This is a genomic window from Neptunicella marina (genome assembly GCF_014270035.1).
Classification (GTDB): Bacteria; Pseudomonadota; Gammaproteobacteria; order Enterobacterales; family Alteromonadaceae; genus Neptunicella; species Neptunicella marina.
On the sequence record NZ_JACNEP010000008.1, the window covers coordinates 128,651 to 152,673 of the forward strand.

The 24,023-nt window shown below is 44.2% G+C and carries 23 protein-coding genes; 17 read left to right on the plus strand and 6 right to left on the minus strand.

The genetic code is table 11. The features are described from left to right. The first annotated feature begins 225 nt into the window (after positions 1–225). Genes H8B19_RS11885 through H8B19_RS11910 form a run of 6 tightly spaced genes read left to right on the plus strand, consistent with a single transcriptional unit; the run spans position 226 to position 6,552 of the window. Positions 226–1,041 carry an ETEC_3214 domain-containing protein gene (locus H8B19_RS11885; RefSeq protein ID WP_186507108.1) on the plus strand — a complete coding sequence of 272 codons (816 nt, stop codon included), beginning with the start codon at positions 226–228 and terminating at the stop codon, positions 1,039–1,041. After that, complete coding sequence (locus H8B19_RS11890) at positions 1,034–1,984, plus strand: LPP20 family lipoprotein (protein ID WP_186507109.1); 951 nt, start codon at positions 1,034–1,036, stop codon at positions 1,982–1,984. Before H8B19_RS11885 ends, H8B19_RS11890 begins: the two co-directional genes overlap by 8 nt. A 23-nt stretch (positions 1,985–2,007) precedes the next feature. Then, on the plus strand, positions 2,008–3,057 hold the full coding sequence (locus H8B19_RS11895) for a hypothetical protein (RefSeq protein WP_186507110.1): 1,050 nt from the start codon (positions 2,008–2,010) through the stop codon (positions 3,055–3,057). A gap of 30 nt (positions 3,058–3,087) precedes the next feature. Beyond that, positions 3,088–3,675: an LPP20 family lipoprotein gene (locus tag H8B19_RS11900; RefSeq protein ID WP_186507111.1), complete on the plus strand. Its 588-nt coding sequence runs from the start codon at positions 3,088–3,090 to the stop codon at positions 3,673–3,675. Between the two features lie 10 nt (positions 3,676–3,685). Further along, positions 3,686–5,095 carry a transglycosylase SLT domain-containing protein gene (locus H8B19_RS11905; RefSeq protein WP_186507112.1) on the plus strand — a complete coding sequence of 470 codons (1,410 nt, stop codon included), beginning with the start codon at positions 3,686–3,688 and terminating at the stop codon, positions 5,093–5,095. A 47-nt stretch (positions 5,096–5,142) separates the two neighbouring features. Further along, entirely contained in the window at positions 5,143–6,552 is a 1,410-nt protein-coding gene (locus tag H8B19_RS11910; protein WP_186507113.1) for a C1 family peptidase, read from the plus strand. Positions 6,553–6,662: 110 nt separating this feature from the next. Here H8B19_RS11910 and prlC read toward each other — a convergent pair whose 3' ends face one another. Beyond that, on the minus strand, positions 6,663–8,705 hold the full coding sequence (gene prlC, locus H8B19_RS11915; protein WP_186507114.1) for an oligopeptidase A: 2,043 nt from the start codon (positions 8,703–8,705) through the stop codon (positions 6,663–6,665). 180 nt (positions 8,706–8,885) lie between these two features. On the opposite strand from prlC, the gene H8B19_RS11920 reads away from it, so the two are divergent. The 3 genes from H8B19_RS11920 to H8B19_RS11930 all read left to right on the plus strand — a co-directional run bounded on the left by H8B19_RS11920 (position 8,886) and on the right by H8B19_RS11930 (position 12,018). Then, positions 8,886–9,701 (plus strand): peptidylprolyl isomerase, encoded by an 816-nt coding sequence (locus H8B19_RS11920; RefSeq protein WP_186507115.1) that lies wholly within the window; start codon positions 8,886–8,888, stop codon positions 9,699–9,701. A 129-nt stretch (positions 9,702–9,830) separates the two neighbouring features. Then, complete coding sequence (gene gorA, locus H8B19_RS11925) at positions 9,831–11,180, plus strand: glutathione-disulfide reductase (protein WP_186507116.1); 1,350 nt, start codon at positions 9,831–9,833, stop codon at positions 11,178–11,180. A gap of 313 nt (positions 11,181–11,493) precedes the next feature. Next, on the plus strand, positions 11,494–12,018 hold the full coding sequence (locus H8B19_RS11930) for a DUF3016 domain-containing protein (protein ID WP_186507117.1): 525 nt from the start codon (positions 11,494–11,496) through the stop codon (positions 12,016–12,018). 15 nt (positions 12,019–12,033) lie between these two features. On the opposite strand, the gene H8B19_RS11935 is transcribed toward H8B19_RS11930, so the two are convergent. After that, a complete protein-coding gene (locus H8B19_RS11935) occupies positions 12,034–12,345 on the minus strand; it encodes a hypothetical protein (protein WP_186507118.1) in 312 nt (103 codons plus the stop codon). Positions 12,346–12,518: 173 nt separating this feature from the next. Here H8B19_RS11935 and H8B19_RS11940 point away from each other — a divergent pair, with 173 nt between their 5' ends. After that, positions 12,519–12,710 (plus strand): putative motility protein, encoded by a 192-nt coding sequence (locus H8B19_RS11940; RefSeq protein WP_186507119.1) that lies wholly within the window; start codon positions 12,519–12,521, stop codon positions 12,708–12,710. Between the two features lies 1 nt (position 12,711). Here the strand turns inward: H8B19_RS11940 and epmB are convergent, their stop codons facing one another. After that, positions 12,712–13,737, minus strand: coding sequence for an EF-P beta-lysylation protein EpmB (gene epmB, locus H8B19_RS11945; protein ID WP_194362713.1), 1,026 nt, complete (start codon positions 13,735–13,737; stop codon positions 12,712–12,714). A gap of 35 nt (positions 13,738–13,772) precedes the next feature. On the opposite strand from epmB, the gene efp reads away from it, so the two are divergent. The 3 genes from efp (at position 13,773) to H8B19_RS11960 (ending at position 16,127) form a co-directional block, all read left to right on the plus strand. Further along, positions 13,773–14,342 carry an elongation factor P gene (gene efp, locus H8B19_RS11950; protein ID WP_186507120.1) on the plus strand — a complete coding sequence of 190 codons (570 nt, stop codon included), beginning with the start codon at positions 13,773–13,775 and terminating at the stop codon, positions 14,340–14,342. Positions 14,343–14,390: 48 nt separating this feature from the next. Then, the gene (gene epmA / locus H8B19_RS11955) at positions 14,391–15,365 is read left to right on the plus strand and encodes an elongation factor P--(R)-beta-lysine ligase (protein WP_186507121.1); all 975 of its coding nucleotides are present in this window, start codon (positions 14,391–14,393) and stop codon (positions 15,363–15,365) included. A gap of 123 nt (positions 15,366–15,488) precedes the next feature. Next, complete coding sequence (locus tag H8B19_RS11960; protein WP_186507122.1) at positions 15,489–16,127, plus strand: PilZ domain-containing protein; 639 nt, start codon at positions 15,489–15,491, stop codon at positions 16,125–16,127. A 68-nt stretch (positions 16,128–16,195) separates the two neighbouring features. Here H8B19_RS11960 and hutH read toward each other — a convergent pair whose 3' ends face one another. Genes hutH through hutC form a run of 3 tightly spaced genes read right to left on the minus strand, consistent with a single transcriptional unit; the run spans position 16,196 to position 20,114 of the window. Continuing rightward, positions 16,196–17,722 (minus strand): histidine ammonia-lyase, encoded by a 1,527-nt coding sequence (hutH, locus tag H8B19_RS11965; RefSeq protein WP_186507123.1) that lies wholly within the window; start codon positions 17,720–17,722, stop codon positions 16,196–16,198. A 2-nt stretch (positions 17,723–17,724) separates the two neighbouring features. Then, positions 17,725–19,389 (minus strand): urocanate hydratase, encoded by a 1,665-nt coding sequence (hutU, locus tag H8B19_RS11970; RefSeq protein ID WP_186507124.1) that lies wholly within the window; start codon positions 19,387–19,389, stop codon positions 17,725–17,727. Positions 19,390–19,391: 2 nt separating this feature from the next. Continuing rightward, positions 19,392–20,114, minus strand: a complete 723-nt coding sequence (hutC, locus tag H8B19_RS11975; RefSeq protein WP_186507125.1) for a histidine utilization repressor — start codon at positions 20,112–20,114, stop codon at positions 19,392–19,394. A 169-nt stretch (positions 20,115–20,283) separates the two neighbouring features. On the opposite strand from hutC, the gene hutI reads away from it, so the two are divergent. The 4 genes from hutI (at position 20,284) to H8B19_RS11995 (ending at position 23,951) form a co-directional block, all read left to right on the plus strand. Further along, positions 20,284–21,531 (plus strand): imidazolonepropionase, encoded by a 1,248-nt coding sequence (gene hutI, locus H8B19_RS11980; protein WP_186507126.1) that lies wholly within the window; start codon positions 20,284–20,286, stop codon positions 21,529–21,531. Further along, complete coding sequence (locus H8B19_RS11985; protein ID WP_186507127.1) at positions 21,528–22,079, plus strand: GNAT family N-acetyltransferase; 552 nt, start codon at positions 21,528–21,530, stop codon at positions 22,077–22,079. The genes hutI and H8B19_RS11985 overlap by 4 nt, the downstream gene beginning before the upstream one ends. 98 nt (positions 22,080–22,177) lie before the next feature. Beyond that, positions 22,178–22,762 carry a DUF2238 domain-containing protein gene (locus tag H8B19_RS11990; RefSeq protein WP_186507133.1) on the plus strand — a complete coding sequence of 195 codons (585 nt, stop codon included), beginning with the start codon at positions 22,178–22,180 and terminating at the stop codon, positions 22,760–22,762. 775 nt (positions 22,763–23,537) lie between these two features. Beyond that, positions 23,538–23,951, plus strand: a complete 414-nt coding sequence (locus tag H8B19_RS11995; RefSeq protein ID WP_186507128.1) for a hypothetical protein — start codon at positions 23,538–23,540, stop codon at positions 23,949–23,951. Positions 23,952–24,023 lie beyond the last annotated feature (72 nt).

Consider the following 24,023-nt stretch of genomic DNA (forward strand, 5'->3'; position numbering starts at 1 on the left):
TGGCAATAATGTGTGGGAATAATGGCGAGTCACAATTAATTCATCAAATAGCAAACAATAACAAACAATAAAGCGTTGTTTAAAAAACATTCATTATGCTACATTAAATTTTTGCACAGGGTTGTCTCTTGACTTGCATGATTGCATTAAGGGAGTGCAGAAGTGGTATCTGACGTCGGGGTTTGACGTTACTAACATAATACTTTACAGGCAGGATGCATCCGCATGGCAGAAGATGCAAATCGATCGCGATTTTCACTTTTCACGCAACAATTCTTCAACAGAACACTCTTTAAAAGAGTGGTGTTTTATATTCCTGTCGCGGTTATTACTCTTGGGCAATTTAATGATTCAAAAGAATTGTCACTGGAAGCCTACAACAGCATCAAAACCAACTTTACCCACTCCCTTGAATACGAAAAACTCAGCCATTTAAACATTGGCAGAACCATTAGTTTTGTGGAAGATTACTTTGGTCCCCCCGAAGTGGTTAAAGTATCGCAACAAAATCCGGATGTTCATTACCAGTATTACAATATTGGTAAAGCGGTGGTAACTATCATGAATCACGATGGGCGTGTAAGTGGCTTCACCGTGATCCCCACACAAACCGATTTTGACCCTGTGCTGCCATATCTGGATAAGTCTTTAGCGCAAATTAATCTTGGTACAGAGTTTTTTTCAGAACCTGAATTCTTTTTTGACGCATTCAATCTGGTTTATTTCGCACAGGGACAAAACCTTGGAAAACAGTTTATCTTTCTAACCTGGATGGCTGGCATTGTTGAGTATGGACGTTTTTCCCGCCTGCGCAGCGATGGTGAATTAATACCACTGAATACCGCCATTACCCAAATTTCGGGCATTAATGAAAGTGTTTTAGCTAATCAACAAGACAAGGTTGCGCAAGCAATTGTTAATTTGCAAATGAACCAACCCCCTAATTTTTACGCTTTTACTGAACTGGATACCGCATTAATACCTGAATCATTACTGACTCGTTTTGAATTTAAAACCTATTTTGGAGTCCACAATGGCTAAAGTGCGTTTGTTAAGTCTGTTATTTTTATTTGTTCTATCCTGCTCTGTGCATGCCACTTTGCCTGACTGGGTAACAACTCCTCCTCAGGAAGACGACAAATTTTACGCTATTGGTGAGGGGCAATCGCAGGAACAAGCAGAACAGGTTGCATTAAAAAACCTGCTTGGACAATTACGTACTAGTCTGGAAGCCAGCACGCAACAGAAGCAGCAATTGGTTAATGAGCGATTTAATGAATCGATTAATATTGCAATTAATACCAAAATCGAATCAATTCCTGTCAGCCAGTACAAAGTGCTGAAAATCCATAAAGAATCTGACACCTTTTATGTGTTGGTTTCCGTTACCAAGCCGTTATTAGCACTGACCATAAAAAACGAAATATCTTCGTTATTAAATGCCAGTCAGCAGTTAATGAGTGGCAAACAAACAGGAGGCTCGGTTCTGGAATGGTGGTTCTCAAACAAACAGCAACTGCAATCAAATATTGCTACAACCAACCGTTTACTTGAGCTTTTACCTTTACTCTCCGCTGAAGACAGCCAACTTTCACAACGATTCTCACAACAGCAACAACGTTTTAGTGACATACAAAACGAAAGCTGCCTGTATGTTAATCCCATGGCCAAACAGGATATTCAATTTGCGCTGCGCGAGAGTGTGGTGGCGTCCGGGCTTATTTCAGATAACCAAAATTGCCACTTTAGCCTCAAGGCTGAAGAGCATAGTGATGTTCGCCAGTTATTTGGTAAACACACGGCTTCTGTTGAACTGAAAATAATTTTGTTTGATGGAAAGCGATCAATTGCCAGTGAACAATTGTTCGAAACTGGCACTTCAATGAGCAGCCCTGATTTTGCGGTAAGAGGGGCGTATCAAAGACTAGTAGAAAAAATACGTAGAGGTGACTCGGACCTGATTGAACAGCTGTTATCCAATTAGGATCTGTAAAAAGGGAAGACAAAATGAAATTACAACAATACCAACTGGCAATGGGTGGATTATTTTCAGCTTTGTTACTTGCTGGCTGTCAATCAACCAAGATTGAAGATGCTCCGTCGATAATTGCCAATGATCAGTATCTTATTAATATTCCTGACGCGGATATTCGTCCCACCAAGGAACAAATAGCCAGTCAGTCAACCAAGAAGGTTGTGGTATTACCCGTGCAATTTAAATCTGATTCAGCATCGGATAAAAGTGCGGTCAGAGAAATGTCAGCCATGATTGAAGCCGGATTAAATGCGGCTGGCGCCACTACGGTTGACAGAAGTCTGGCAGGTAAATTAGCAGATGAAATTATGGCTTATGAAGCAACCGGTCGTTTCGGTGGTTCTGGTGTGGATGTTGCTGATTATGCAATTTTGCCAAAAGTAAACAATGTGGTAGTGACCAGTTCATTTACGCCACAGCGCACTTATAAAGATGACGGTGAGACTAAAGTTATTCCATCGTCTTGCAAATATAGTGGTGAAGTTTCTGGTGGGGTGACGGTTTATAAACTACCAAACCTTAAGTCGATGAAAGCCGTATCCATTAACGGTAGTTTTTCAGATACAGACCAGTCAATGGACCGGCGCTGTACTCTTCAGCCCGGGCAATCAGCTCAATTAGCATCACTGGCAACCAAAGATGGGGTAGAAGATGTGCTGCATCAGGTACAGACCATTTTTAAACAGCAAGGTTTTGTAATCGAATATCGCCGCAGAGACGATACCCACTTGGTACAGATCAGTCTGGGCTCCAATCAGGGGATTGCAGAAGGTCAGGAAATTGAGTTTTTTACCAAAATAAAACGTACGGACCGATTAACCGGTAAAGAAACAATCTCTGTTTTGCCTTATGAATTTAAAGGCAAAGTTTCGGAGTTGGTGGAGCCAAATCGTGCCTGGGTGTTAGTGGATAAACAAGCGGAAAAGAAACTGAAGTTTGGTGATATAGCGGAGCAATATTTTAAACCTTTAAGCGCCACAGATAAAATCTGGAATAGCTTCAAAAATGCTGTGAAATATTAAATTAATCAAATGGTTAGAAGGATTTTAACAATGAAAAAATCATTGATAGTGTTACCGGCCATGGTGGCCGTTTTAACTGGTTGCGGATCAACAAATAAGGTCGTGGTTAAGCAACAGGAAGTGATGGCACCTGACTGTGTGTATCAGGACGCACCGCAAACGCCCGCACCTAAATGGATTTGTGATATTACGGTTGAAGGATTTGAATTAACCGCCGTTGGTTTTTCTGAAAAACGTCCCACTGCCAGCATGACGTCCAGTTCGGCGCGCGCGGATGCCAACGTTAAAATGTCAGAGCATTTTGCCAATAATGTCGCTCAGATGCTGTCAGAATATCAAAAGTCTGTTGAGTCTGAGTCCAAGTCTAAATTTTTAGTCGACACCGATATGGTCAGACAAACCCTGACTGGCATGACCTTATATGGCACCAAAATCATACGTTCTATGACTAGTCCTACCCAGGGGCAGTATGTACTGATGGCCATGGACAAACCAACTTATGAGGCAAATGCCGAAAAGGCCTTCGCTGCACTAGCCAGTCAGGATGGCGAAATGCGTCAGGCATTTGATGATAAGAAAACCCGGGAAGAACTGATGAAATTTATCAAGATCCGATAGGTGATATCTGATGAAAATGCGTCATTACTGCGTATTTTTTATTGGGCTGATGATGGTGTTGCCATCGTCAGCCCAGCAAGAAAGTATCTTTGACAAAATCCGTAAAAAGCAAGCTGCCGGACAGACGTCTGCTATCGAATTAACGCCTGAGGAGCAGCAGTTTAAGCAGCAATACTTACAAGAGCTTCAACAATATACACATGCATATTTACAGGAGTTTGCCCAGTTTAAGGCAGAGTATAATCGCGAACTGGCCGATTATCGCTCTAACCTTTTAGCAAGCTGGGGAGAAGTGGAAGTCAGTAACCAGCAGGCCTTGGTCAGTTATGGTGAACCTGATGTAAAAGCGGTCGTGGATTTTGAACAACAACAGGTTGTTATAAGTGTTTTACACGATGCAAATGATGACGTTGATAACGTTAAAGTCAGAGCGGCGTTAAAAAGCCTTTCTCTGGTGCACCCTTCAGATATGGTACCGCAAAAAAACGCCGAACCGTTAGAGCAACAAAACTCCATTGACTTACTTAATGTCTACAGTGGTAAAAATATATCTGAAGCCTCGCTGGCAAAAATGGTATCTGATGCAGAGGCCAGTGTTATCCAACCTGTTATTACACAAGACGAAATTGATAAAGAACATTTATTTTTAAATACACAAGCCAATTTAGATTCGCGACAACTTGATGTAATTGGGGAGCAGGCTAATATTGATCAACAAAAAATCGATGCGATCAAAGCTGCGTTATTTAACAATGCCAGGCAAAATACACATGAGGTTGATAAGCGGCGACAGCAAATCATTGATGAGCGCGCGGAAGACTTAAAGAAAAAACGTATTACACGTTACAAAATCAATTTACATCCTAAATCTGAATTACAGCGTATCGCATCAGTTAAGCCAGATGCAGAAAAATATGCTAAATCGTGGAAGTTACCGGTGGAGCTGGTGATTGCGGTTATTCATACCGAAAGCAGTTTTAATCCGCTGGCTGTCTCCAATATTCCGGCATACGGATTAATGCAAATAGTACCTTATTCTGCCGGAATGGACGTAAACGAATTTCTGCATAAAAAACGTGCCCCCATGCAGCCGGAACTTCTATTTATTTCGCCAAAAAACATTGAAGCCGGCTCCGCTTATCTGCATTTGTTAAATAGCCGTTATTTGTCTGCTATTGAACAGGACCAAAGCAGGTTGTATTGCGCTATTGCGGCTTACAACACTGGTGTGGGTAATGTAGTGCGTGCTTTTACACAAGGTAAACAGAAATCTCTGACGCCGGATGTCATCCGATACATTAACCAGATGCCACCACAACAAATTTATCAACGTTTATTGAACAACCTTCCCTATGAGGAAACCCGCCATTACCTCAAAAAGGTAACAGAGCGAATGCAGCACTATAAAAACATTATTTAAGCAAGCCGTGTCGATTAACAAAAAGGATAAAAATAAGGAGAGTTATCATGTTGAGGCGTAAGGGAAAAAGCCACTATTTTTATCTTGTGGTGAGTACCACTTTTGTTTTGAATTCTTACGCACTGAATGCAAAACAAACCGAAGTTTCAGCCAGAGCCCCTGTCAAGAATAATTCTGTTGGGCAATATGGTTCTTTTGTGATTCAGGGCATACTCAAAGATATGGATCTGGTGCTTTCCGATGACATTAAAAAAGAGTCGGCGAAGAAAAAAGTTATACCAGATTTAACCCCAAAGCCTAATCCTGAACCAACGCCAACGCCAACGCCAACGCCAACGCCAACGCCAACGCCAGATGTTAAACCTGAGCCTAAGCCTCAGCCAGTACCACCAAAGCCAGCGCCCCCTGAACCGAAGCGTGATAAAAATAACGAATACGCCGATTTTTATGATGATATCAACGATATTGCTGATGATTTTCAAAAAGATTATGACCAGTTACTCACAGACTGGAATGATGACTACAATGATGTATTAGCGCAGTGGGGCATTGCGCGTAAAGCGTATAAAAAAGAGCAAGAACAGCTAGTTAGCCAGACCTATGACTTTGATGTTCTCGAATTACCGGAGGCCGGTGAAACCCTGATGGTCACACCCACGTCAGACCCGCTGGTGCAAATGCAGCCTGGTGACTTTTATGTCATCCCTTATGCAATGAATATTGATATTCGTAATCAAAAAAGCCGTGGCACCTGCGCAGCATTTGCCGGGATCCGTGCCGTTGAAACACTGTTAAGCCAGAATCCAGAATGGGCGCAGATAAAGCCAGATTTATCTGAACAGCATTTTTTCTGGATAAGTCGCCCGGATTGCATGAAAGACAGTTGCGTTAAAGGGAAAGATGCTGATGGTTCTATTTTTGATTTGGGGTTCTTAAATTCCCGGGTCGATAATCCGCTTATGCCACTTCGAATGGAAAGCGCCTGTCCCTATCGTCCATTTCAGAATGATAAAAACCTGACGTATACACCTTTATCTCAATGTCAGAACAAAGGTTTTTTTAAATTGGGCAAGTTTCATCAGTATCTTAGTGTAGAGAATATCATCAGTGAGTTACATCAAAACCGCCCGGTTGCCGGTGGATTTACCCTGACTAAAAGTTTTCAGCAAACCAAAGGGTTAGTACGTGCAAGAGATAAACGTAATGCGACCAGAGCGTCTGGCAAACACGCAGGTGGTCACGCTTTGTTACTGGTAGGTTATGTGAAGTTACCGCAGAAAATGTGGGCCGATGAAGGCCAGTATTGTGCTATTACAGCCAATAGCTGGGGAGTGGGTTATGGTGTTGGTGGATACTCCTGCTTAACAGAACAGTGGTTAAAAGAAAATGCCTTTAGTGTGCGCAGTAAACCGGGGCGATCGGTGCTGACCTCAGTGGAATCTGTGATATTTATGTAACGGTTCCTGTTAGAGTGCACAGCTGATTAAAAACGCCTCATTTGAGGCGTTTTTTTATGTCTGATGTTAGCGCATGTTGATCTTTGTCATCCGGTTTTGAATTAGATCCACTAGGCTGCAATACCTGAATGTCTTAACAATGCATCCACTTGTGGTTCGCGACCACGGAAAGCAACAAACAATTCCATTGGTTCGCGGCAGCCACCCATTTCCAGAATATGGGTCAGGAAGTCATGACCGGTTTGCTGATTAAAAATACCTTCTTCTTCAAACCGGCTGAAAGCGTCTGATGACAATACTTCTGCCCACTTATAACTGTAGTAACCAGCAGCATACCCACCGGCAAATATGTGACCAAAACTATGTTGGAAACGGTTGAAAGCAGGTGGAATAATCACCGATACGTCTTTGCGCACGTCATCTAAAATACGCGTTATCTGGTTGGTTTCACTGGCATCAAAATCATGGTGCAATTTAAAGTCAAACAAACTGAATTCTAACTGACGTACCATTTGCATGGCAGACTGGAAGTTACGCGCGGCCAGTAATTTATCCAATAGATCCGCAGGTAGTGGCTCACCTGTTTCTACATGGCCGGAAATTATTGCCAAGGCCTCACCTTCCCAACACCAGTTCTCTAAAAACTGACTTGGCAGCTCAACGGCATCCCATGCAACACCATTAATGCCGGAAACACTACCAACATCAACCTGAGTCAGCATGTGGTGAAGGCCATGGCCAAACTCATGGAACAAGGTTAGTACTTCGTCATGGGTAAACAACGCCGGTTGATCACCAACCGGGCCATTAAAATTACAGGTTAGATAGGCTACTGGTGGTTGCAAGGTGCCATCTACACGACGGCGTCGAACCTGACATTCATCCATCCAGGCCCCGCCGCGCTTATGTGCTCTGGCATATAAATCCAGATAGAAGCTACCGCGTAACTGGTTATTTTTATCCAGAATGTCATAGTAGCTAACGTCCTTATGCCATACATCAACATCATCACGTTTAATAATCTTGATACCATATAAGCGTTCAACCACTTCAAACAATCCGTTAACGACTTTAGGCTCGGGGAAATAAGGGCGTAACATTTCATCGGAAATCGCGTATTTTTGCTCTTTGAGTTTTTCGCTGTAATAGGCGATATCCCAGGCTTTTAAATCACTGTGCTGGTATTGCTGTTGGGCGAAATCACGTAATTCCTGTAAATCAGCTTGTGCTTGTGGCTTGGAGCGTTTGGCTAAATCTTCTAAAAAGCCAAACACTTGTTCTGGAGACTCTGCCATTTTGGTTGCCAATGACAAAGATGCATAGTTATCAAAACCAAGCAAGGTTGCCAGCTCACTGCGAAGTTGCATGGTTTCCTGCATGATTGGGCCATTATCCCATTTACCGGCGTTGGGTCCCTGCTCTGATGCCCGGGTGCTAAACGCTACATAAAATTCTTCGCGCAAATCACGGTTATCTGCGTAGGTCATTACCGGCAAATAGCTTGGGAAATCCAGCGTAAACAACCAACCATCCAGCTCTTTTTGCTGTGCAGCTTGTGCTGCTGCATCTAACGCTGATTGTGGTAATCCGGAAAGTAAATTTTTATCTGTAATGTGTTTTTGCCAGCCTAGCGTGGCGTCCATAAGGTTGTTAGAAAAGGTGGATGATAAATCGGACAGGCGGCTTTTAATTTCACCGTAACGCTGTTTTTTATCTTTCTCCAGTGCGATACCTGATAGTTCAAAATCGCGTAAGGTATTGTCGATTACTTTGCGTTGTGCCTCAGATAACGCTGCGAACTCATCACTGTCTTTTATCTGTTTGTAAGCTAAATACAGTGGCTCATGTTGGCCAACAAATGTGCTGTATTCAGATAACAGGGGCAGGCAGGCATCATGGGCATTACGTAATGCGTCAGAACTTAAAACCGAGTTTAAATGTGAAATGGGTGACCACAAGCGGCCTAATTTATCATCACTTTCTTCCAGAGGGGCAACCAGATTATCCCAGGTATAGGTTTGGTTGGCATTCAAACAATCCTCAATGTCCTGCTTACACTGCGCCAGGGCTTGTTTAACATCGCTGACAATCGTTTCCGGATTAATTGATGAAAATGAAGGTAAAGACGAAATGTCTGAGGTGTTTGTTTGCATAAAACCGGTCACTTATTTTGACTAATGATGCGCAATGAATGGGGACAAAAACGCAAAAATCAAGTGACTATCTGTTTGTGAAACTGATTACAAATTAGATCAATTAGTGTCGAATTTGGTCTTTTTAACTGAGTGCTATTCCCGTAATGTTCACGGCATTTTATTTCACAGGAAAACTCGATGAATCAGGCAGTTAAAATAATAAAAGGCTTATGCGGTGCAGCACTCACTATTGGTTTGTGTGCTCAGGTTATGGCTACCGTGGTTGAAGTACGTACTACACAGGGAAATTTTCAGGTAAATCTGTTTGACCAGAAAACGCCAAAAACCGTGGAAAATTTTCTGGCTTATGTTAATTCCGGGGCGTTTTTCAATACGGTTGTTCATCGTTCAGTAGACGATTTTGTGATGCAAACTGGTGGATTTCAGTTTGAGGATGACTTTCCATTGGTTGAAGTAACAACTGCCGCAGCCGTTCAGAATGAACCGGAATTATCAAATGTGCGTGGCACACTGGCGATGGCAAAACTGGGTGGTGATGCCAATAGTGCAACGTCACAATGGTTTGTCAATTTATCTGACAACAGCAGTAATCTTGATGTGCAAAATGGCGGATTCACAGTATTTGGCCAGGTATTAGGGGATGGAATGGACGTTGTTGATGCCATCGCTCAGCTTCCTGTGTTTAATTTATGTCCGGCTCAGAATCCACAGTGTGCGCTGGCGAGTATGCCGTTACAGGATTTTACTTCTGAAGATGCAAATAATAGTGTTGAAATAAAAGACGAGAATCTCGTTCTTATACAAGATGTAGTGGTAATAGATGCGGATACTAATACTCATCCTGAACTAACACCAAAAGCTAACACTTTGATAAAAAACAATAATGGTTCATCAGGTGGTGGAAACTCAGGTTCTGGCTCTGGAGGTGGTAGTTTAAGTTGGTTGGTCGTGCTGGCTGCTGGAGCCCTGTCATTCAGACGCTGGAGGAAGTAAGCTAACCCGTGTTGTATTAAAACCGCTGACGTTAGTTAGCGGTTTTTTTGTCCTGCTTTTATTACTTTTTGATATTGATATACGTTAAAGTTAAAGACATAACGAATAAAGTTAAACAGGACAAATGAAATGAATCATTTTGATTACATCTGTATTGGTGGCGGTAGTGGCGGTATAGCATCGGCTAATCGTGCTGCAAGGTACGGTAAAAAGGTCGCCATTATCGAGGCCAGTCAAATTGGCGGCACATGCGTTAATGTGGGCTGTGTGCCCAAAAAAGCCATGTGGTTTGGTGCTCAGGTTGCAGAGGCAATTAAGTTATATGCACCTGACTATGGTTTTGACGTTACCCTGAATGAATTCAGCTGGCAAAAGCTGGTTGAAAGCCGCGAAGCCTATATTAAACGTATTCATGGCTCTTACGATCGGGTGCTGGGTAATAACGGTATTACACTTATTAATGGTTTTGCCCGCTTTGTTGACGCCAATACGCTGGACGTTGATGGTCAAACCTACACCGCCGAGCATATTTTAATTGCTACAGGTGGTCGCCCAACTATCCCGGATATTCCTGGTGCGGATCTGGGAATCGATTCCAATGGTTTCTTTGCGTTGAGTGAACAGCCTAAACGATCGCTGGTGGTTGGTGCCGGGTACATCGCTGTTGAGCTGGCCGGTGTGCTTGATTCACTCGGCACAGAAACCCATTTAGCGGTACGTAAACATGCGCCATTACGACAGTTTGACCCAATGTTAAGCGAAACTCTGGTTGAGTTGATGGCGGAACACGGCCCTACCTTGCACACTCATAGCACGCCACAAAAGGTCGAACGTAACGTTGATGGTAGCCTGACGGTCTATTTCGATAACGGGAAATCACTGGAAACCGACTGCCTGATTTGGGCTATTGGTCGTGTGCCTGCCACCGATAATATTGGATTGGAAAATGCCGGTGTTGAGTTAGATGATAAGGGTTATATCAAAGTCGATAAATATCAAAATACCAGTGCAGCAAATGTTTATGCGGTGGGAGATAATATTGGTTACGTGGAACTGACGCCAGTTGCAGTTAAGGCCGGACGTTTATTGTCAGAGCGTTTGTTTAACAACCAAATCGATGCGCATATGGATTATGACCTGATTCCAACCGTGGTATTTAGCCACCCTGCAATTGGTACGATTGGCTTAACTGAACCTCAAGCTGTTGAGCAATATGGCGAAGAAAACGTCAAAGTATACAACTCTAGTTTTGCAGCTATGTATACAGCGGTCACCCAGCATCGTCAGGCAACTAAAATGAAGCTGATCTGCGCTGGTGAAGAGCAGAAAGTAGTGGGGTTACATGGTATTGGGTTAGGGATGGATGAGATCCTACAAGGTTTTGCCGTGGCTATGAAAATGGGCGCAACTAAAGCTGATTTTGATGCCTGTGTGGCGATTCACCCAACCAGTGCTGAAGAGTACGTTACGTTAACTTAATATAACCTGTCGTTACTGCTCAGGGAGCAAACATTTAATCCATTGGGCTGGTTGAATATAGGGTTAACTCATTTTCAACCAGCCAGAATTGCTAATCTTGTTTATTTTCCTTTTATCTTCGACATGCGCTAATTATTTCAGGATATTCTCGCCTGATTGAAACTTATCCTTTCATTCTGTCTTGACTCTATATCAAGTGCAAAATTCAGCTATTATCTTTTAACGGTTTGATTAACAATAATTCAGTCAGCATTCAGATAGTTAGCGTAGAGTTAAGCCTGTGAATAAACCGTTGTAACTGTAGGAGTCACCCATGAAAAAATTTAACGCCAAGTGTTTAACTGTAACTGCGTTACTTATGGCTTCCGCGCCGGTTTTTGCTCAGGCTGAATTGGACATAGACTGGCAGAAGCCGGATGAATATCGTGATGTAAAGCCTGTTTCGCAAACTAAAGCAAGTTACCAAAAACATGTGTTTAAAACCTTAGCTGAAGAACTCACAAAACAGCTTGAGGACTTACCTGATGGTTATAAGTTAAGCATGACGGTAACCAACCTCGATTTAGCTGGTGAAGTGTGGCCGGGCATGATGGTCGGAATAGATACCAGCTCTGATATTCGTCTGGTCAAACAAATGGACATCCCACGTATGGATTTTAGTTATCAGCTGACAGACGCCTCAGGAGTGGTGGTTAAAGAAGGTGATGAAGAGCTAAAAGATATGGCTTTTATGGACAGAGGTAGCCGTATTGGTTCCAGACAACCTCTTTATTATGAAAAAGAAATGCTGAAACGCTGGGTTCGCGAAACCTTTAGCGATTACATGACCAGGAAGTAATATGTGTTGGAAAGCCTAATTTTTTAGGCTTTCCTGCAGCTGTGCAAGCGTAGTGAAAAGCAATTCCATTTTTTTTACCACATTGGGTAATAATTCCGCTGCCTTGTTCTGGTCGGCCTGTTCAAGTTGCATCACGTCATGGGCCAGTTCTTCAACGTAAGGTTGAAAGCGTTTACTGCGTACTTCGAATCCTGCTTCATCTGCAAAAATATGTTGAAACTTACCCTTGCCTTGTTGATGCAATGACGAAAGTGCTTTGTCGGCATCCAGTGCACGGCGGTAAATAATTTGTAAGTTATCTTTTATTTTTTCAATGATGTTATGCATGATCCAGCCAGAGTAAAAAAAGATTAAAGTTTGCTAAAGTCTGGTCGATACAGACCCGAAGGCCGGTAATTCTGCCTGCTTTTATTTAGTCTAACAAGTCTTAACCTGCGATGATTGTTGATTGCCGACGGGCAATAATAAAATAATCAAAGTGGTGATTTAGGAGATAAGGTATGGAACTACAAGGCGCTAGTGCCTCTGGAATTTCCGACGCATCTGCAGAACTTCGTGCTGCAAAACTGGCAAAAAACCAGCAAGAGCAAAACGGTCAGCAGACGCTTCAGTTGCTGGAATCAGCTACTGACGTACCAAAATCAACTTCAGCAAATCCGGCTGTCGGTTCAAATATTGATACCCACGCCTGATTTACGGATGAAGTCGTAAGTCCATAGGCGTTTTTCCGGGTTGGCCGCCAATTTCTCTAACCAGTTTTGGCACCAGGTATCCCGGTAAACGCCTAATCAATTCCGCCATAATCTTACGTGCTTGTTGCTCAGACACATCATAGTGTTGTGCGCCTTGCACCTTATCCAACATATGCAGGTAATACGGCAGAATATCCGCCTCAAACAGTTTTTCATTTAACTCAAATTGCGCATCAGCACTGTCGTTAATATTTTTAAGTAATACCGCCTGATTCAACAGTGTCACGCCTGCCTGTTTCAATCGCTGGGCTGCCTTTGCCACGTGCTGATCAATCTCATTGGCGTGATTAATATGCAATACCATCACAGGTTTTAAACGACTACTGGTAAACCAGTTAAGCAAACTATCATTGATACGTGATGGGATAACAACTGGTAAGCGAGTATGAATGCGCAGGCGAGTGATATGTGGGATAGCTGCAATTTCTTGCGTAAGCCATTTAAGAAAGTCATCTTTTGCCATCAGCGGATCACCGCCTGAATATATCACTTCGTTAATGTTTGCATCGGCGGCTATTTGCTGCAGTATTTCGAGCCAGCCTTCACGATTAATCTGATTGTCGGCATAGGGAAAATGTCGGCGGAAACAATAACGACAATTGACTGCACAGCCACCTTTAATAATTAATAATACCCGGCTTTTGTACTTATGCAGAATGCCGGGTTGCTGGTTGTCCTGCTCTTTTAAAGGATCGGTGCTGTAACCAACTTCGGCTTCAAACTCTTGTTTTTGGCTAAATACCTGTAAAAACAGCGGATCATTTACGTTGCCTTTTTGCATGCGTGATACAAATGGCAAGGGCACGCGCAATGGGAACAAACGCCGGGCTTTTATATCCTGAGCAAATTCATCGGGGTTAAGCTCAAGTGCCTGCAAAAGTTTTAGCGGATCATTGATACTGGCAGCTAATTCTTTTTGCCATTGTCTATCCCAAGTTTGTTCAATATTAGGTATGATTCGCGTCAACAGAAGTATGCTCTTTCAAGGTTAATGAGGAAAAAATGGCGAATTTCAGCACAAATGAGTTCAAAGGCGGGCTTAAAATCATGCTCGACGGTGAACCTTGTAACATCTTAGAAAATGAATATGTTAAACCAGGTAAAGGCCAGGCCTTTAATCGAGTCCGACTGCGTAAACTGATTTCAGGTAAAGTGCTGGAAAAAACATTCAAATCTGGTGACACAGTTGAAGGTGCCGATGTTCTGGACACTACTTTATCATATTTGTATACCGACGGTGAATTCTGGCATTTCATGAATAACGACACGTTTGAGCAAATCGCAGCTGATAGTGCTGCTGTGGGCGATAACGTTAAATGGTTGGTGGAAAATGATGAATGTACCATTACTTTATGGAATGGTTCACCAATTACCGTTACGCCGCCTAATTTTGTTGAGCTGGAAATCACTGAAACCGATCCCGGTTTAAAAGGTGATACAGCCGGTACTGGTGGTAAACCAGCCACGTTAAGCACGGGGGCGGTTGTACGTGTGCCTTTGTTTGTGCAAACCGGTGAAGTTATCCGCGTAGATACCCGTTCGGGTGAATATGTGTCTCGCGCACAAAAATAAATCTTTTCTGCCGCTTGATCCGAAGCGGCTTATTTTTCTTATACATCAATGACTTCAAGCAACTGGCAGCCAACTGCCTCTATAGACACCCTTAAACAACGTGCAAAAATAATTGCTCAAATTCGCCAGTTCTTTGCTGATAGAAATGTCACGGAAGTCGAAACTCCACAACTGGCTTTGCATGGCGTAAGCGATCCTTATCTGGTCAGTTTCAAAAGCCGCTATGTTGGACCCGAGAGTGCTGAAGGACGTGATCTTTATTTACAAACCTCGCCAGAATACGCCATGAAGCGTTTGTTATGTGCGGGAAGTGGTTGTATCTACCAGCTAGCCAAAGCTTACCGTAATGAAGAAGGTGGCCGTTTACATAATCCAGAATTTACTATGCTGGAGTGGTATCGAATTGGCTTCGATCACTTTGCTTTAATGGATGAAATGGCCGAGCTGTTACAAGGTGTATTGGGTTGCGATGAGCCGGAACGCATGAGCTATCAAAAGGCTTTTATGCGTTACCTCAACTGCGATCCGTTAGCTGAAAGCCTCGAATCTATTCGCCAGCGGGTAATGGACTTAGGTGTAGCAGATTATGCCGCTGAAGAAACCGATAAAGATGCGTTGTTGCAGTTACTGTTTAATTTCTGCATCGAACCTGAAATCGGTCAGCAGCAACCATGTTTTATCTATCATTTTCCTGCTTCGCAGGCTGCGCTTGCCAAAATTCATTCAGTTGATCCCAGAGTGGCCGAACGTTTTGAGGTGTATTTTAAAGGCATTGAGTTGGCAAATGGTTTTCATGAACTTGCCGACGCTCACGAGCAGGCTGAACGTTTTGCCGCAGATAATGCAAAACGTCTGGCTCTTGGGGTTGAAATGATGCAACCAGATCAAAATTTACTCTCTGCACTTGAACATGGCTTACCTGATTGCGCCGGTGTTGCACTGGGAATTGACCGCTTAATTATGCAGGCATTAGGCAAAACCCAACTGCAAGACGTGATGGCATTTACGGTAAAAAATGGTTAAGCGGTGATAAAAATAGGCTAAGTGTTGGTAAACGTGTTGCTTTTTGGATGTTTCGGCAGATAATAAAAATACAAGGAGTCGTCATGTCTCTGGGTATATTTGTAGCTGCAAAGGAGCGTTGTTATGCCAGATCCTTCTACTCAGCCTGTTCAGGAACACATGATTTTTGAGAATTTACGTATGGGTCAATACGTGGATATTGAAATTCAAAATCATATGCGTGATCGTTTTAAGAGTTCTCTCGTTGGCGCGAAAGAAGGTCATTATTTGATTCTTGAACAGCCAGACGTAAAAAAATATGGCTATGTACGTGATCAATTAAAGGATGGTATCGCCCTGGTTTTCCGCACAATTTGTGAAAAAACCACCGGAGAGTGTCTGGCCTTTCGCACTGAATTACGTGGCGTGGTAAATCACCCTAGTAAGCTTGTGATAATTAACTTTCCAGATGAAATTCAGCTACGTGAGTTGCGCCGAGAACAGCGTAAACAATACACGAAACCCGCGCAGATATTTCCACCTAATTCAGATACGCGTATTGATGGCGTGATTACCGATATTTCAGCCGGTGGTTGCCGGTTTGAGTTAGAAGTCGGTGATTCTGTTCGCGGGGTTAAATCTGAATTTGTGATGGTTGAATTGCAGCATCCCGAAACGGGTGAACTCGTGGTTGTCGGAGCCAGAGTATGTTCCCAGCGCAAACAATATAATTTGATTTCGATTGGTCTGGCGTTTGAGCAAGAGTTACAAATGGCGGGCTAAACAAATATTTGTAATGTGAAATTAAGAAGGGGATTCAATCGAATCCCCTTTTTGCATTTAGTATCGACTTAAGCCGTTAACATGATGCTACTGACTAAATCATTAAAACTGCCGTTGGCAATTAGGCTGTTAATGGCTTCAATATCCGGTGAAAAGTAGCGATCTGAATCATAAAAACTGACTTTTTCACGTACTAATGCATAACCTTGTTCGACTTTATCGCTCGATTTTAACGGGCGACGGAAGTCCATGCCCTGTGCTGCGCTTAATAACTCAACAGCAATAATCCCACGGGTGTTTTCTGCCATATCCGCCAAACGACGAGCGGCATAGGTTGCCATAGAAACATGATCTTCCTGATTGGCTGATGTTGGCAAACTATCCACCGAGCCAGGATGCGCCAGCGATTTGTTTTCCGATGCTAACGCGGCAGCAGTTACCTGCGCCAACATAAAGCCAGAATTAACCCCGCCATTTTCCACCAAAAATGGTGGTAATTTACTTAGATTAGTATCAATTAATAATGCGCTTCTACGTTCGGACAAGGCACCAATTTCAGCAATGACCAGTGCCAGGTTATCAGCGGCCATTGCTACGGGCTCTGCATGGAAATTACCACCAGAAATAATATCGTCGCCAAAAATCAGCGGGTTGTCGGTCACGCCGTTGGCTTCGGTTAACAGCACATCTGCGGCAAATCGCATTTGAGTTAAACAGGCCCCCATCACCTGGGGCTGACAGCGCAACGAGTATGGATCTTGTACTTTTTCACAATCGCTATGTGAATTACCAATTTCGCTGTGGCTATCAAGCAGTTCCGCGTAAGTGGCGGCCATATCAATTTGGCCTTGTTGACCCCGTGCGGTATGAATACGAGGGTCAAAAGGTGCACGACTACCCAATGCTGCCTCCACGCACATCGCCCCGCTTACGGTCGCTGCTGCCATTAAATCCTCGGTAAAGAACAAACCCTGCAAGGCAAAGGCAGTAGAGGCCTGAGTACCATTAAGTAAGGCCAGACCTTCTTTAGGCGCAAAGGTTAAAGGTTCAAGACCAGCGATTCTTAAACCTTCCAGACCGGTAATAATTTTACCCTGATAGCGAACATGGCCTTCACCCATAAGCGGCATGCTCATATGTGCAAGAGGAGCCAGATCGCCGCTGGCACCCACCGAGCCTTTTTTGGGTACGCAGGGATAAACTTGTGCGTTGACCAGTGCTATCAGGTTTTGAATGACCTGCAAACGAATACCGGAAAAACCACGCGCCAGTGAATTAATTTTGAGTGCCATCATCAAGCGAACGCTGTCATCGCTCATCAGTTCGCCAGTGCCAGCGGCGTGAGATAACACAATCGAACGCTGCAATAATTCCAGCTCATCCGGTTTAATGCGGGTATTGGCCAGCAAACCAAATCCGGTATTAATGCCGTAAACCACACGCCCTTCACTGATAACTTTTGCCACAGTGGCTGCAGAAGCATTGATATCCGCTTCGGCGCTGTTATCTAACGAAAGTGTAACCGGTTGGCGGCTGATAGTACGTAACTGAGTCAGGCTCAGTTGACCGGGAATAATATTAATTGAAGCGTGCATAGTTACAGATCCAGCATAGGTAAATCGAGGTTGTTATCTTTGGCGCATTGTTTGGCAATATCGTAGCCAGCGTCTGCGTGGCGCATGACGCCGGTAGCCGGATCGTTCCATAATACCCGGCTTACACGCGCCGCGGCATCGTCAGTCCCATCACATACGATTACCACACCAGAGTGTTGGCTAAAGCCCATGCCTACACCACCACCGTGATGCAAACTAACCCAGGTTGCACCGCCCGATGTGCTTAATAGTGCGTTTAATAATGGCCAGTCAGAAACCGCATCTGAGCCATCTAACATGGATTCGGTTTCGCGGTTAGGGCTGGCTACTGAGCCTGAATCCAGATGATCACGACCAATCACCACAGGCGCAGACAACTCACCATTTTTAACCATTTCATTAAACGCCAGCGCAATGCGTGCACGGTCTTTTAATCCAATCCAGCAGATACGTGCCGGTAAACCCTGAAATTGAATACGTTCACGTGCCATATCCAGCCAGTTATGCAGGTGCGGATTGTCCGGAATCAGTTCTTTGACCTTTTGATCGGTTTTATAAATATCCTGCGGATCACCGGATAATGCAGCCCAGCGGAACGGGCCAATGCCTTCACAAAATAGCGGACGAATATAAGCGGGCACAAAACCCGGGAAATCAAAGGCATTTTGCACACCTTTTTCCAGCGCCATCTGGCGGATATTGTTACCGTAATCCAGTGTTGCTGCACCGCGTTCCTGTAACGCCAACATGGCTTTTACCTGCACTGCCATGGATTCCTTGGCGGCATTCACCACCGCGCTTTCATCTTTTTTGCGCATCTCAGCGGCGTGTTCAAGTGTCCAGCCTTGTGGCAAATAGCCGTTTAGCGGATCATGCGCCGAGGTTTGGTCGGTCACCACATCCGGGGTAATGCCACGCGCGACCAGTTCAGCAAATACATCTGCAGCGTTACCTAATAAGCCAACAGAAACAGGCGTGTCGCTGTTATTGATAATCTCCAGCGCTTCGTCCAGCGAGGTGGCCTTTTTATCCACATAACGCGTACGCAGACGGAAATCGATGCGGGTTTCGTCACATTCCACCGCTAACATCGAAAAACCAGCCATGGTGGCAGCTAAAGGTTGCGCGCCGCCCATACCTCCGAGTCCACCGGTTAACACCCATTTGCCTTTGGCATCGCCATTAAAATGCTGGCGGGCGACCGCACCAAAGGTTTCGTAGGTACCCTGCACAATGCCCTGACTACCAATGTAGATCCAGCTACCGGCAGTCATCTGTCCATACATCATTAATCCGGCTTTATCCAACTGATTGAAATGTTCCCAGTTGGCCCAGTGCGGCACCAGATTTGAATTGGCAATTAATACACGCGGAGCATCTTTGTGGGTAGGAAAAACGCCCACAGGTTTGCCCGATTGCACCAGTAAGGTCTGGTTATCTTCAAGGCGTTGTAATACTTCAACGATTTTATCAAAGCATTGCCAGTTACGTGCAGCGCGGCCTATGCCGCCATATACCACTAATTCTTCCGGACGTTCAGCCACCTCCGGATCAAGGTTATTCATTAACATGCGCATCGCGGCTTCGGTCAGCCAGCTTTTGCAACTTAGGGTTGTACCAGTGGGTGCTTTAATCACTCTGCTGGTATCCAGTCGGTTATTTTGCATCTCTAATTCTCGTTTGAGTGTGTAGGGAAAGTTATATGGCCTCCCAGCCTGTATCTGTGTCCGGGGTGAGTCAGCAAGGCGTAACTCACAATACCTTGTGTACTCCAGGTATGGCGGTGCACATGCAAACAGGGATGAACGGCATCAATATCCAGACTCCACTGCATCAGGGAGTTTGGCAAAATAGCTTCAATTTGGTGTGTGGCTTCGGTCAGCGGAGCAACTTTGCATAAATAGCTGTGCGGCGTCATCTGGCTAAAATCCTGTTGCAAATAGTCGTCTGAGTAAGCCGGTGATATATAACGTTGCTCCAGTTGCACCGGTTTATCGTCTTCAAAATGACAAATGCAGCTGTAGGCGACTTCCGTGCCCTCATCAATATTCAGTGCATTGGCAATCACGCGATCCGCTTTCACGCTGGACAGCACCATCACCTTGGATTTATGGATGTGATCGCGATCTGAAATTTCATCGGCAATATTGCGAATTTCCACTACCGATGATTGCGATGTCAGGCTGGCAACCACAGTGGCGGCTCCCTGGTTGCGAATTAACACGCCCTGATCTGCCAGTTCCTGCAATGCGCGTCTGGCCGTCATGCGACTGACTGAAAAATCTTTCGCCAGCTGATTCTCAGAAGGAACAACATGGTTTTCCGGCCACTGGCCCGATTTAACCTGTTCTAAAATATGCGTTTTAATGGTTTGGTATTTTGAACTAGCCATGGTTTTTCACTGGTTTCACTTTGCTATGGTTACTCTTAACAGCGAAACAACGAAGAGCGGTTGCTATTTATTTTTACATTGCAGATACTGGCATGACTTTCTTGTATATACAAGTTTTGCGATTGAGTGTTATGTCAACATTGTCATACAGCTTAGATGAGTAATGATTATGTCGTTAATATTGAGTGCAGATACCCTGCTAATTGGTGTGAACCTGGCCAGTTTCGCCAGTAATGGTCAGCCCTACGGCATCATTGAAGATGCCGCCGTGGTTATTTTTGAAGACAATATTAACTGGGTAGGCAAAGCCGCAGAGCTGCCGGAACTCAGCGGTGATTTTGTCGAAGTATCATTGGGTGGTAAATGGTTAACCCCCGGGTTAATCGACTGTCACACTCATCTGGTGTTTGCCGGTAATCGCGCCGATGAATTTGAGCAACGCCTGCAAGGCGTCAGTTATGCTGATATCGCCAAACAAGGCGGTGGCATAGCTAAAACGGTAGCAGCAACCCGTGATGCCAGTGAACAACAACTACTAAGTATGGCCTTAAAAAGCGCACAAACCTTGCTGGAACAGGGGGTGACCACGATTGAAGTGAAATCGGGTTACGGACTTGATTTGGCCACTGAAAGCAAAATGCTGCAGGTGGCTCGGCAGATTGATTCGTTGTTACCTGTGACCATTAAAACCACTTTTTTAGGTGCACATGCACTCGCACCAGAATATAAAGAGCGAGCAGATGATTACATTGAACTGGTTTGCGAAAACATGCTGCCGGCCATTGCACAGCAGAATTTAGCTGACGCGGTTGACGTATTTTGTGAAAGCATCGGTTTTACCCTCGAACAAACAAAGCGTATTTTTGAAAAAGCCAGCCAGCTGGGATTGCCGGTAAAACTGCACGCCGAGCAACTGACCAATTTAGGTGGCAGCGAACTGGCTGCCAGTTTTAATGCGCTATCGGTTGATCACATTGAATTTCTGGATGAAGCCGGGGTAAAAGCCATTGCGCAAAGTGGCACAGTCGCCACTTTGTTACCCGGCGCGTTTTATTTTTTAAAGGAAACACAAAAACCGCCTGTCGAATTATTGCGCCAGTATAAGGTGCCCATGGCGATCGCCACCGATTTTAACCCGGGTTCATCGCCCATTTGTAATCTGCCATTAATGATTAATATGGCCTGTACCTTGTTTGCATTAACACCCGAAGAAGCGCTACAAGGCGTAACCCTTAATGCTGCAAAGGCGTTGGGGTTGGATGAAATGTTGGGTAGTATCGAAACGGGAAAACAGGCCGATTTGGTATGCTGGGATATTCAGCATCCTAACCAGCTGGCGTATATGGTGGGTACGCATAAGCCGCTGCATATCTGGCAAAAAGGAAAACAACTGAGTTTGCATAAAGGTGCCAAATGATTGAAACCCAACGTTTAATTTTAAGGCAGTGGCAAGCCAGCGATTTTGAACCATTCGCAGCCATGAATCAGGACGATGAGGTGATGCGATACTTCCCCGGAAAATTAACCGCAGAGCAAACGCAACAAGGCATTGAGCGTTTATCTAACGAGATTGAAAACAACGGCTGCGGTTTCTGGGCAGTGGAGCGTAAGGACGAAGGTGACTTTATCGGTTTTATCGGCATTAAACCGGTGACGATTGAACTGCCTTTCTCCAATGCTGTGGAAATCGGCTGGCGCTTAACCCCTGCGGTGTGGCGCAAAGGTTATGCCGCAGAAGGCGCACTTGCCAGTTTGCAATATGGATTTGAGGATTTAAGTCTTGATGAGATTGTATCTTTTACCCCTACCACGAATATTCCTTCGATGGGCGTGATGCAAAAAATCGGTATGCAGGATACTGGGTTTCGGTTTGATCATCCCGCAGTGGCAAAGGGCGACCCTTTGCAATCCCATGTTTTGTATAAAATTAGCAAAGAGCAGTGGCTAGCTAAGCAAATTGCTTAGTTATTCTTAATGCTAAGTATGGCGGTATTGTTTGACTTTACTGTGTATAAAATTGGGGTTTACACTGGCTTTGGATAGATGTTGCAGGAGCATACAAAATTAAATATTTATGGATAGCAATTTATGTCGCGGTATTAATCTGGTCTGGCATTGCTCCAAAGGACCAGTTCACATGGTTTCTTGAAGTTGTACCTGCATTGATCGGGGCTGTTTTACTGGTTATTACCTACAACTCTTTTCGCCTGACTTCACTTCTGTATATTTTTATTCTTTTACATTGCATTGTGCTTATGGTGGGCGGTCATTATACCTATGCTGAAGTACCACTGTTTGATGGATTGTTTGGTGCCGAAAGAAACAATTACGATAAGGTGGGGCATTTTTTCCAGGGATTCGTGCCAGCATTGCTTGCTAGAGAAATATTGATCCGTAAAGCGATTATCAATGGAAATATGTGGCGAAATATTATCATCGTATCGATTTGCCTAGCGTTTAGTGCTTTTTATGAACTGATTGAATGGTGGGTTGCAATCGGCACAGGTGAAGGTGCTGACGCTTTCTTAGGTACACAAGGTTATGTTTGGGATACCCAATCAGATATGGCTTTGGCACTGGTAGGCGCCATATGTTCATTAGTTGTTTTATCCAAATGGCATGATGGGCAGCTATTGAAGATAAAGTAACGTCGGTTGATTAAATGTGAATGTTACACTGATTGCTGCGCAACCAACCACTTGTCATAAAAGTTAAGTTTGGGCGTCGCGCCGGCGACAGCGGCTTAGGGAATTGTGCTGCCGCAATTCCCTAAGAACCCAACGGCCCCCCACACTGTGCCTATTCAATTTTCAATTCAGGCAAACTGCCACCGTTGCAAATCCACATCCCTTCTGTTGCAACTGACTCAGCATCCCTGCTTCGTCTGGCAGTTCGCATATCTGAATTAAAAATCGGCCACAGTGAATGGGGAAATAAGTCAGCCACGGGCTGACTAGGAAAACCAAAGCATCAAGTTATCACCGCGACAGCAGCCAAACGGAGTTTGGCTTATTGCGACTCCAACTTGCCTTGAGAAGGTGAAACTTGTTCGAACGGGAAAACAGGATGTTTTCCCGAGGTGCGTGCTTTGCACGGATAGCTGCCTCGCACCGGTTCGAATAAACAAGTGATACCGAAACAAGAACAGCAAGTTGGCGGAGTTGAGCACTTTTTACTTCGGGCTTCCTGCCCTTCGCCTTTCAGGCCGCACTAAAGTGCGTTTAAAATTTTTCCTGAAAATTTTGTCCTCTGTTTTGGTGCCTCAAAACAGGGTCGCGCCCCGGGAAGGGCGTGAAAACATCATGGAAGATTTTATTGACCATGTTAGCAAACTAATTTGCCACAACCCTTTGATGGTAAAGATTTTATTTATCTGTTACTAATAAATCTCAGGATAAAGAAATTACAAAAGGAAGGTCGACATTGAAAGTAAAATCTGACCCTGCTGGCAGATTGTGTGATTTGTTACAGGAAGCGCGTACGCATAGTGAAAACGTTAAGGTTAGAAACGTATGGGCTGCTGTTTTCAAAATTGCGGAATCTGATACTGGAGCAATTCTTCGAATGTTGTCGGATATGATTCAAGTCCTATACAAAACCCAGAGTCGTATTAAAGACTTAAAAAATATCAATCACGATTTATTTTTAAAGCCTTTCGCCAACATTGAGAAATTATTTTCGCAAATAAACCTAGATGGATCTTGGCAGACAGGGAAAAGATTGCTGGATGAACCAACTATTTACGGTTTGCAGTTTTGTTCAGATAGATTAAGCAGAGAAGAAAAAGTTTCTATGGTAAACCACGATGAAATTGAAAGGATTCAAAAAGTTTCCTGATTACCCACAAACATCAGCCAGTCTCAATAGACGATATGGCATAGGCGGTGTTCGCACAGCAACCCTCGCTAG